At 45.4% G+C, this 11,065-nt stretch carries 7 protein-coding genes; 5 read left to right on the top strand and 2 right to left on the bottom strand.

Annotated elements, in window-relative coordinates; all coding sequences use genetic code 11:
• Positions 1 to 347 precede the first annotated feature (347 nt).
• The 5 genes from guaB to R8N28_RS20840 all read left to right on the top strand — a co-directional run bounded on the left by guaB (position 348) and on the right by R8N28_RS20840 (position 7,825).
• Positions 348 to 1,814: an IMP dehydrogenase gene (gene guaB / locus R8N28_RS20860; protein WP_017633908.1), complete on the top strand. Its 1,467-nt coding sequence runs from the start codon at positions 348 to 350 to the stop codon at positions 1,812 to 1,814.
• Positions 1,815 to 1,913: 99 nt separating this feature from the next.
• Entirely contained in the window at positions 1,914 to 3,467 is a 1,554-nt protein-coding gene (gene guaA / locus R8N28_RS20855) for a glutamine-hydrolyzing GMP synthase (RefSeq protein ID WP_005381685.1), read from the top strand.
• Positions 3,468 to 3,633: 166 nt separating this feature from the next.
• A complete protein-coding gene (locus tag R8N28_RS20850) occupies positions 3,634 to 5,157 on the top strand; it encodes a Na+/H+ antiporter NhaC family protein (RefSeq protein WP_005381684.1) in 1,524 nt (507 codons plus the stop codon).
• Between the two features lie 212 nt (positions 5,158 to 5,369).
• Entirely contained in the window at positions 5,370 to 7,052 is a 1,683-nt protein-coding gene (locus R8N28_RS20845; protein WP_005381683.1) for a chitinase, read from the top strand.
• Positions 7,053 to 7,234: 182 nt separating this feature from the next.
• Positions 7,235 to 7,825, top strand: coding sequence for an acetate uptake transporter (locus R8N28_RS20840; protein WP_005381682.1), 591 nt, complete (start codon positions 7,235 to 7,237; stop codon positions 7,823 to 7,825).
• Between the two features lie 100 nt (positions 7,826 to 7,925).
• On the opposite strand, the gene R8N28_RS20835 is transcribed toward R8N28_RS20840, so the two are convergent.
• Both R8N28_RS20835 and R8N28_RS20830 read right to left on the bottom strand, forming a co-directional pair.
• Positions 7,926 to 9,473 carry an alanine/glycine:cation symporter family protein gene (locus R8N28_RS20835; protein WP_005381681.1) on the bottom strand — a complete coding sequence of 516 codons (1,548 nt, stop codon included), beginning with the start codon at positions 9,471 to 9,473 and terminating at the stop codon, positions 7,926 to 7,928.
• 307 nt (positions 9,474 to 9,780) lie between these two features.
• Positions 9,781 to 11,037 (bottom strand): D-amino acid dehydrogenase, encoded by a 1,257-nt coding sequence (locus R8N28_RS20830; protein WP_005383728.1) that lies wholly within the window; start codon positions 11,035 to 11,037, stop codon positions 9,781 to 9,783.
• Positions 11,038 to 11,065: the final 28 nt, after the last annotated feature.

The raw sequence follows: 11,065 nt of genomic DNA, 5'->3' as shown, positions 1-11,065 counted from the left end.
AAGTTGGATATCTCTCCGACGAGCCAAACGATCCCCATTTCGTTTTCAAGGAGTAAACGAACTTCTGCGTTGAGACGAGAAACAGTAAAGATGTTTTGATTGGTCTTGGAGAGCACAGCTAATCTCTTAGACGTGAGTATGGAAATTAGCGGCAATATAATACATAGCAAGGGGGTAATTGCAAGAAAAAAATTAAAAAATTTGTGGTCAAGCGATTGCGTTAACCGTATAATCCCTCCGCAATATCTAATCCAAATGTAGCTTGTTGCTAACACAGGTTACCCTCATTATGCGAAACGATGAGATTGGATTGTTCTTTTTACTCCTCTAATTGTGAGATATTGCAAATGCTAAGAATTGCCAAAGAAGCGCTGACATTCGATGACGTACTACTTGTGCCAGCACACTCCACCGTTCTCCCAAACACAGCTGATCTTCGCACTCAGCTAACTAAGAACATCACCCTAAACATCCCAATGATTTCAGCGTCTATGGACACTGTTACTGAAGCTCGTCTAGCGATTGCGCTAGCGCAAGAGGGTGGCATTGGCTTTATCCACAAGAACATGTCTATTGAGCAGCAGGCAGCCGAAGTTCGTAAAGTTAAGAAGTTCGAAGCTGGTATGGTAACTGACGCGGTTACTGTAAACCCTGACGCGACCATCGCTGATGTTGTTGCACTCACTGAAAAGCATGGTTTTGCAGGTTTCCCTGTTGTCACTGAGAGCAATGAGCTTGTTGGTATTATCACTGGTCGTGACGTTCGTTTTGTGACGGACCTTTCTAAGAAAGTATCTTCAGTAATGACGCCAAAAGAGAAGTTGGCAGCAGTTAAAGAAGGTGCAACACGAGAAGAAGTGCAAGAGAAAATGCACGAAGCTCGTGTAGAGAAAGTATTGGTTGTGAATGATGAGTTCCAACTAACCGGTATGATTACTGCGAAAGACTTCCACAAAGCAGAACGTAAACCAAACGCATGTAAAGATGAGCGTGGTCGCCTACGTGTTGGCGCAGCCGTTGGTGCTGGCGCTGGTAACGAAGAGCGTGTTGCTGCTCTAGTTGAAGCAGGCGTTGACATTCTACTTATCGACTCTTCACACGGACATTCTGAAGGTGTACTAAACCGCATCCGCGAAACTCGCGCTGCTTACCCAGATCTAGACATCATCGGTGGTAACGTAGCAACTGGTGCTGGTGCTAAAGCACTAATCGAAGCTGGCGTAAGCGCAGTGAAAGTGGGTATCGGACCTGGTTCTATCTGTACAACTCGTATTGTAACGGGTGTGGGAGTTCCACAAATCACTGCAATCGCAGATGCGGCAGAAGTGGCTAATGATTATGGTATTCCGGTTATTGCTGACGGTGGTATCCGTTTCTCAGGTGATATCTGTAAAGCAATCGTAGCAGGCGCATCATGTGTGATGGTTGGTTCTATGTTTGCTGGTACTGAAGAAGCGCCGGGTGAAGTGATTCTATACAATGGCCGTTCTTACAAATCTTACCGCGGCATGGGTTCTCTTGGTGCTATGTCTCAAGGTTCTTCTGACCGTTACTTCCAGTCTGACAACGCAGCGGACAAGCTAGTACCAGAAGGTATCGAAGGTCGTATCGCATACAAAGGCCGTCTAAAAGAGATCGTACACCAACAAATGGGTGGTCTACGTTCAAGCATGGGTCTAACTGGTTCTGCAACTATCGAAGATATGCGTACGAAAGCTGAATTTGTACGTATCTCTGGTGCAGGTATGCAAGAGTCTCATGTACACGATGTTCAAATTACTAAGGAAGCGCCGAACTACCGTCTAGGGAACTAATTACCCAACGGAAACGTTTGCTTTTTCCTTGAAGCATTAAGAAGAGGCGAGTACACTCGCCTCGGTTTTAATCACTTAGCCTTAAAAAGACTGCTCAAAATGACTAAAAATATCCATGACCAACGTATTCTGATCTTGGACTTCGGTTCTCAGTACACTCAATTAGTAGCACGCCGCGTACGTGAAATCGGCGTTTACTGTGAACTATGGAGCTGGGATGTAGAAGAAGCGGATATTCGCGAATTCAACCCAGATGGCATTATCCTATCTGGCGGTCCAGAAAGCGTAACGGAAGAGAACTCTCCACGCGCGCCTCAATATGTGTTTGACTCTGGCGTTCCTCTACTTGGCGTATGTTACGGCATGCAAACTATGGCGGAACAACTAGGAGGCAAAGTAGCGGGCTCTAACGAACGTGAGTTTGGCTACGCTCAGGTTAAAGTTTCTGGTGAATGTGCTCTATTTAAAGACCTTGAAGCAACTCAAGACGTTTGGATGAGCCATGGCGACAAAGTAGTAGAGATCCCAGCCGATTTCGTAAAAGTTGGTGAGACAGACACTTGTCCTTACGCTGCGATGGCGAACGAAGAGAAGAAATACTACGGTGTTCAGTTCCACCCAGAAGTGACACACACAAAAGGTGGCCTACAAATGCTTGAGAACTTTGTTCTTGGCGTATGTGGCTGTGAGCGTCTATGGACTTCGGAATCTATCATCGAAGACGCGGTTGCTCGCATTAAAGAGCAAGTGGGTGACGACGAAGTTATCCTAGGTCTATCTGGTGGTGTTGATTCATCGGTAGTTGCGATGCTGGTTCATCGCGCAATCGGCGACAAGCTAACGTGTGTATTTGTTGATAACGGTCTACTTCGTCTAAACGAAGGTCAACAAGTAATGGATATGTTCGGCGACCAATTTGGTTTGAACATCATCAAAGTTGACGCTGAAGAACGCTTCCTAAAAGCACTTGAAGGCAAGTCTGACCCAGAAGAGAAGCGTAAGACTATCGGTCACGTATTCGTAGATGTATTCGATGAAGAGTCTAAGAAGCTGAAAAACGCGAAATGGCTAGCTCAAGGTACGATTTATCCTGATGTAATCGAGTCAGCTGCATCTAAGACTGGTAAAGCGCACGTGATCAAATCGCACCACAACGTGGGCGGTCTTCCAGATGACATGGAAATGGGTCTTGTTGAGCCACTACGTGAGTTGTTCAAAGATGAAGTTCGTAAGATTGGTCTAGAATTAGGCCTGCCTTACAACATGCTTTACCGCCACCCATTCCCGGGTCCAGGTCTAGGTGTTCGTGTTCTTGGTGAAATCAAGAAAGAGTACTGTGACTTGCTACGCCGTGCTGATGCTATCTTTATTGAAGAGCTTCACGCAGCTGATCTATACAACAAAGTATCTCAAGCGTTCACGGTATTCCTACCAGTACGTTCTGTTGGTGTAATGGGCGATGGCCGTAAGTACGATTGGGTTGTGTCTCTACGTGCGGTAGAAACTATCGACTTCATGACTGCTCATTGGGCACACCTACCATACGACTTCCTAGGTAAGGTATCTAACCGTATTATCAACGAAGTTGATGGCATTTCTCGTGTTGTTTACGACATTTCAGGTAAGCCACCAGCGACTATCGAGTGGGAATAATTTTTCCTCTAGACAGTTGAGTTTATAAGAACCAGCCTTCGGGCTGGTTTTTTTGTACTTCAAGTTTGTGAAGAGGTGGCTCAACTTTTTTGTGAGAGATATATACATGCGGTTAAATTAAATATATATTCATTTTAATTGTTTAATTATCATAAATGGTATTGCTATGGAACAGGCTGACGTTACCTCTCTCATTCCCATCCTTATTACTCTTTTCCTCGCGCTGACCACAAGAAATGTCGTTGTTGGTTTATTCGCGGGTGTGGTGAGTGGTGTCGCTATGCTCGAAGGGACATTTGTCGAAAAAGGGCCACTAGACTCGTTTAGTGCACTGATGAAAAGCTATCTACTGCCGCAATTAACTGACAGCTACAATGCGGGCGTCATTTTGCTCTTGGTCTTTATTGGTGGCTTTGTTGCCTTGATGGAGAAATCTGGCGGTGGTGTGGCGTTTGCTAAAAAGGTTACTCAATGGGTTGCGAGTAAATGCCAAGCTCAACTGTCCGCATGGTTCGGTGGTGTGGTTATTTTCTTCTCAGACCTTGGTACACCACTGATTGTTGGCCCTGTTTTTCGCCCTTTATTTGATAAGTTAAAAGTATCACGCCAAAAATTAGCTTTTATTATCGACTCTACTTCCTCTCCCGTCGCAATCTTGATCCCTTTTATCGGATGGGGCGTTTACATCATGGGATTGATTCAAAAAGAGTTTACTGCCCTGAATGTCAGTATGAGTGATTGGGATGCTTTCATTGGTGCGATCCCGTATCAGTTTTACGCCTTTCTTGCGATCGCGATTGTGCCGATTGTCTCTTTCTTCAAATTAGATTTCGGACCGATGGCGAAGGCTGAACAACTAGCAGAGCAGGGCTCCGACTTTGGGAAAGTGCAGGAGTCCATGAATGTGTTTACGCATAAAAATGCAAAATCTAGTTTTGTATGGGCACCTTTGCTCGTTATGCTGGTGGTTCTATGTACCATCCTCGTGCCACACGGTTTTCCATTTCAAAAAGTGGCAGGATCAACGTTTAGGGCTGCACTTTCTTCTGCATATTTCTTCGCGGCCTTCACTTTAATTGCGCTGATGGCGTTTTATGGCGTAAGAAAGCTTTCGGATGGTATTCAGGTTTATCTGAAAGGGATGTCAAACATGATGTCAGTGGCGGTGATTCTGGTATTGGCTTGGGCGCTTAGCTCGGTTGGGAAAGAATTAGGTGCAGCTGCATACATTGCTGAACAAGCTCAAGCCGGTTTCCCTTACTGGTTATTGCCAGCGGTTGCGTTTTTACTGGCCGGTATTATCTCGTTCGCTACGGGATCATCTTGGGGGACGTTTGCCATCATGATGCCATTAGTGATCCCAACTGCCGTTGCGATTGATGCACCACTGTTGGTTTGTATTGGTGCGGTATTATCTGGTGGCTTGTTTGGCGATCACTGTTCTCCCATCTCTGAAACTACGATTTTGTCGTCGACAGGAGCGGGGTGTGAACAGTATGAGCACTTCCGTACACAATTGCCTTACGCATTACTCAATGGAATGATCGCATTAGGGTGTTTTCTTTTAGCTGGAATCAACGCCTCACCAGTGATTGTGCTTGCCGCAATTATTTCTCAGTGTGTGGTTTATTTTGTGCTGTCTAAACAAAAGTCAACCGCGAAGCTAGAGGTGGTTTCGGCAGAACAATAAAGAGAGAAACATCACAAAGCGGAGGCTCACAGGGTCTCCGCTTTTCTTTTGAGTCAAGGTAACATTTTTCTTGTGACAAAATGTGTGTGAGGACCTATTTATTCATTTTGTCTCGCAGAATCAACGTACTTGGCTCGGTGTTTCGTATATATGATCCACTATATGTCTAGTTATTCCTCGTATATTGTATTGTTGAAATCCGGAGACTAGACATGTTTGCACTCAAACATCTTCCTCTTGCATTGAGTTGTGTCTTAGCAGCACAAGTGAATGCGAGTATGAATATTCAGCCCGATCCGCAAAATCCGAATGGTTATGTTATTGCTCGTGGTGACGTTCAAGCCGTAGAGCAAAGCAAAACTTCTGATCCTATGTATGCCATTTGGTCACAAGCATTAGAGACACGCCCGAACTCAGTGGTTGAAGCGATTGTTCCAGGGGCGACAACCAACCCAGAAAACGTGAAGCGTGTAGAGCGTGTATTCCCCGAAAGTGAGTGGGACTTCCTGACTCAAATGGCGGCACCTGAATACACTTACACGCGTTTCCTACGTGCAATTGGTAAGTTCCCTGCATTCTGTGGTGAGTACACAGACGGTCGTGATTCGGATGCAATTTGTAAAAAATCGATCGTGACAGCGTTTGCTCACTTTGCACAAGAAACCGGTGGCCATATTTCGATTGATAACGTATCGGATAATCCGCTAGGGTTGGAAGAGTGGCAGCAAGCTTTGGTTCATGTGCGAGAAATGGGATGGTCTGAAGGGCAAGAAGGTTACACAACAGGTTGTGGTCAAAATGACTGGCAAAACAAACGCTGGCCATGTGAGTCTGGACAAGGTTACTTTGGACGTGGTGCAAAGCAGCTTTCTTACCATTTTAACTATGGCGCGTTCTCTGAAGTGATGTTTGATGGCGATGCATCTGTATTGCTGAAAAATCCAGGCTTGGTTGCGGATTCGTGGCTGAACTTAGCATCGGCTATCTGGTTCTTCCTAACCCCACAAGCACCGAAACCTGCAATGCTACATGTGATTGACCGTACTTGGGTGCCTTCACAGCGTGAGCTTGATGCTGGCATTGGTTACGGCTTTGGTACCACCATCAACGTGATCAATGGTGGTATTGAGTGTGGAGAGCAAAACAAAGATAAAGGCCAACCTGTTAACCGTATTCGCTATTGGGAAGGACTTGCCGCTCATTATCAAATTCCAATTGAAGCCGATGAGACCAATACCTGTTGGCAGCAGACGCCTTACGGCAGCTTAAATCTGAATGGTGCGACAGACGTGTTGTACACCAACTGGGATGGGAACTGGAAATACTACTCAGATCGTCCGGGAGGCCACTCTTTTGAATGTGAACTTGTTGGTTTCCAAACGGCTTACTCTGCGCTAGTTGCGGGTGACTATGAGAAATGTGTAACTAACTTCTACCAATCTCATGCGGGTTGGCCAGAAGTTCGTGTAGTTGACAAGTTAGACCCAGTGGATCCGGTCGATCCGCCTGTAGGTGGTGTGGCAGCTTGGGATTCTGGCAAAGTATATAACACGGGTGATCAAGTTTCTTACCAAGGTGCTGTTTACGAAGCGAAATGGTGGTCACAAGGTAATGAGCCAACGAAAGGAGACCCTTGGAAGCTGGTTTCAGGCACTCCTACGGAGCCGCCTACAACGGAACCTGAACCACCGGTGACTGAGCCAGAGCCGCCAGTAACCGAGCCAGAACCACCAGTGACAGGCAATTTTATTCAGTGGGAGCCGGGTGTAACGCAAGTCGCTAACGGCGATAAAGTGACGTACCAAAACAAATGTTTTGTTGCGAAAAATGGCCCAGGAGTGTGGGAAAGCCCAACGCAAAGCAACTGGTTCTGGGACGAGATTTCTTGTCAGTGATCGAGTGAAAAACAACCTAACCATCTATAAAGACTCTGCTTTTTTGCAGGGTCTTTTTTTATATATGTAGTGGTTTATTTATGGAATCTAAGTTTTCAATAACAGCTTTTCTCTTTTGTTCTGGAGCCCATTAAAATTCGCGCGCATTTTTTATCAACATTTTTGAAAAAAGGTATTTGTACATGTCGACAAAACTGGCTAACCCAGCACCGCTAGGTCTTATGGGTTTCGGTATGACCACTATTCTGCTCAATATTCATAATGCAGGATTTTTCCCAATTGACTCTATGATTCTAGCGATGGGCATCTTTTACGGTGGCCTTAGCCAAGTAATCGTTGGCATCATGTGCTTTAAACGCGGTGATACATTCGGCACAACTGCGTTTACTTCTTACGGTCTATTTTGGCTAACATTGGTAGGTCTAATCGTAATGCCTCACATGGGTCTTCCTGCAAGCCCTGCAAGCTTTATGGGTTGGTACCTAGCGCTTTGGGGCATCTTCACTGGTTTCATGTTCATTGGTTCTCTATGTTACCCAACAGCGAAGCAAGTGGTATTTGGTTCTCTAACTATCCTGTTCTTCTTGCTTGCTGCTCGTGATTTCACTGGTAGCGAAGTGATCGGTGCTATCGCTGGCTTCGAGGGTATCTTCTGTGGCGCAAGTGCAATTTACTTCGCAATGGCGCAAGTACTGAACAACGAATTTGGTCGTGAAGTGTTACCTGTCGGTAAAGCAAAAATCGCTCGTAAAGTTGAAGCGGTTATCGCCTAAGCTGTTACTCATAATGAAGAAAGGGGGATTAACTATTGGTTAATCCCCCTTTTTTATGTCCTCAATCGGACCACTGCTTTTTCTTATTTATGTGATAACGCTACGTTGATGGTTGCTCAACAGTTTCTGCGCTATTGCTGTCTGCCGTTGGAGCTTTACCCGTTTTACGTCGGTACTTATCTTCCCAGTAATCTGCGCCTTTAATGCCCAGTGCAACAGGGTTAAATGTAAAATCGGTCACACCACGTTTTTGTTGCTCTTCGTAGTCGTTCAGTGCTTTGAGTGCAGGCTTCGACATAAAGAAAATGATCAAAATACCGATGATGTTTAGCCACGCCATCAGTCCTACGCCTACATCACCCATCGCCCATGCTAAGTTGGCGGTTTTCACGGTTCCGTAGAACACGGATGAAATAATGATGACTTTCAGAATAAACATCAGTCCATTTACTTTGAACGTACGACGAATGTAAGCAATGTTCGTTTCTGCAATGTAGTAGTAAGCCAGAATGGTCGTAAACGCGAAGAAGAATAGAGCGATTGCGATGAATGGTTTACCCACGCCAGGTAGTGCGCTTTCGATCGCCATCTGTGTAAACACAGGGCCATTTGCACCAATATCCGCTGGTAGGTTTTGAACCAGGAATGTACCTTCAATCGCACCATTTACGTTGTACGCGCCAGTGATAAGAATCATGAACGCGGTTGCTGAACACACAAGTAGTGTATCGATGTAAATAGAGAAAGATTGAACAAGACCTTGCTGAGCAGGGTGATCAACACTCGCTGCTGCTGCTGCGTGAGGACCAGTACCTTGACCTGCTTCGTTGGAGTAGACACCACGTTTTACACCCCAGCCGATTGCTGCACCAACGCCTGCCATTGGTGTGAACGCGTCACCAATGATCATGCCGAAAATGCGTGGAACCTCACCAATGTTTAGAAGGATGATGACAAACGCAGTAATGATGTAAGCTAACGCCATAAATGGCACAACGACTTGGGTAAAGTTCGCGATACGCTTTACGCCACCAAAAATGATGAAAGCCAAAATGACACAAACAACCGTACCAGTGAAAATTTTAGCAAAACTGAAGGTACCAATAGCGGTTTCAATCATGTCACCTGAGCCAAATGCGGCTTCTACTGCGTTACCGATACTGTTCGATTGAACGCCAGGAAGTAGAACACCACAAGCAAAGATGGTCGCGATAGCAAAGATCCAAGCGTACCATTTTTGTCCCATTGCTTTCTCAATATAGTAAGCAGGGCCACCACGGAACTCGCCTTCGTCTTCTTCTTTATAAATTTGTGCAAGTGTTGATTCTGCGTATGCGGTTGCAGCGCCAAAGAAGGCAACGACCCACATCCAGAATACGGCACCTGGGCCACCGAAACCGATAGCAGCAGCAACACCAGCAATGTTACCTGTACCTACACGGCCAGATAGTGAAACGGCAAGTGCCTGAAATGATGATATCCCTTTTGTTGAACTCTTCCCTGAAAGTAATAAGCGCCACATCTCAAAGAAGTGACGAATTTGTACAAAACGCGTCATGATTGAATAGAACAAACCTGCGCCAAGGCACAAATAGATCAGTACCGGGCTCCAAATAATTCCATTCAGAAAATCAACTAATGACTGCATGAGTATTTTCCCTGTTAGTTGTGTTTGTGGTTGTTTTTCACACAATACATTACCCTTTATGTAATGCAATTGTTAACTTTTTTAGCTACAAATCCTTTGTAGCGTGATGATGAACACAGAATGGAGAGTAGTTGTTAAAATTTGGTTCTTGTTGCTTATTTGCTCCTTTTAGGTAGAAGATTTGCCTGATGATTAATTATGCAGCACATTGTCATTTAAATGTACTGCGATTTTGATGAGTTAAAAATGCCAATGGTTATGCATTTTGTGGAGTAAGTGTCTGTCTGTTTTTTGTTCAGTCATGTGCTCAGGCGTAACGACAAAGGTTAAGTTCCGCATTATCCATCACTTTTGCTTTTTCACCTTTCATTACGCTTGCTAGCAATTGACCTGAACCACAAGCCATCGTCCAGCCCAGAGTTCCGTGTCCGGTGTTAGTAAAAAGGTTATCGTATTTAGTCGCGCCGATAATTGGTGTGCCATCAGGCGTCATTGGCCTAAAGCCGCTCCAAAACTCAGCTTGGCTGAAGTCACCACAACGAGGAAAAAGATCACGGATGACCATTTCGATAGTGTTTTTGCGCTTTTGTGGAAGGGAAGCATCAAACCCTGCTAATTCTGCGGTGCCAGCTACGCGAATTCTGTCATCAAATCGAGTCATAGCGACTTTATAGGTTTCATCCATCACAGTAGATCGAGGAGAGAAGTGTTCATCTTCCATCGGGATGGTGAGTGAATAGCCTTTGACAGGGTAGACCGGAATATCAATATCGAGTTGCTTGAGTAGCGCTGTAGAGTAGCTGCCAGAGGCCACCACATATTGGTCTGCTTTAAATTGTCCTCGGTTCGTTTGGACACCTATGATCTTTTTGCCTACTGTAACCCAATTGCTTACTTCAGTATCGAACTCAAATCGGACACCGTGTGCCTTAGCAAGCTCCGTTAGTTGTTGGCAAAATTGATGGCAATCGCCCGTTTCGTCATCAGGTAGATGCAAGCCACCAACCAGTTTGTCTTTCACAAGTGCAAGCCCTGGCTCTTGTTCAATACATTGTTCGACGTCCATTAGCTTAAATCGGGTTCCGCTTTGTTCAAGGAGCTGCATGTCCTTTTCAATGGCTTGCAGCTGTTGATGTGTTCGGAATACTTGCAAGGTCCCAAACTGACGTCCTTGATACTCAATGGCGTGTTCTTGGCGTAACTGTTCTAAGCAAATACGGCTGTGGTTGGCGATCGAAAGCATGCGAGCCTTGTTAACTTGATAGCGAGGTAGGGTGCAGTTCGCGACCATTTTACTTGCCCAGCGGATCATGTCGGCATTCAGAGTGGGTTTGATTTTAAGTGGAGCATGCTCCTCCATTAACCACTTAATGGCTTTAACAGGAACACCAGGCGCAGCCCAAGGCGAAGAATAGCCATATGAGATCTGCCCGGCATTGGCGAAGCTCGTTTCCATGGCACTGCTTGCTTGGCGGTCAATGACGGTAACTTGATAGCCTGCTTGAGATAAATACCAAGCAGAGGTTAAGCCGATAACGCCGCTGCCTAATACGATGACTTCCATTGATGCACTCCACACATTTATCAGAGTG

Source organism: Vibrio sp. Vb1554 (assembly GCF_033344235.1).
This window is presented reverse-complemented; position numbering and strand designations above follow the sequence as displayed.

What these genes read in the sequence shown, in the direction of transcription:
- guaB (WP_017633908.1), top strand. Translation starts at nt 348, where the DNA reads ATGCTAAGAATTGCCAAAGAAGCGCTGACATTCGATGACGTACTACTT.
- guaA (WP_005381685.1), top strand. Translation starts at nt 1,914, where the DNA reads ATGACTAAAAATATCCATGACCAACGTATTCTGATCTTGGACTTCGGT.
- R8N28_RS20850 (WP_005381684.1), top strand. Translation starts at nt 3,634, where the DNA reads ATGGAACAGGCTGACGTTACCTCTCTCATTCCCATCCTTATTACTCTT.
- R8N28_RS20845 (WP_005381683.1), top strand. Translation starts at nt 5,370, where the DNA reads ATGTTTGCACTCAAACATCTTCCTCTTGCATTGAGTTGTGTCTTAGCA.
- R8N28_RS20840 (WP_005381682.1), top strand. Translation starts at nt 7,235, where the DNA reads ATGTCGACAAAACTGGCTAACCCAGCACCGCTAGGTCTTATGGGTTTC.
- R8N28_RS20835 (WP_005381681.1), bottom strand. Translation starts at nt 9,473, where the DNA reads ATGCAGTCATTAGTTGATTTTCTGAATGGAATTATTTGGAGCCCGGTA.
- R8N28_RS20830 (WP_005383728.1), bottom strand. Translation starts at nt 11,037, where the DNA reads ATGGAAGTCATCGTATTAGGCAGCGGCGTTATCGGCTTAACCTCTGCT.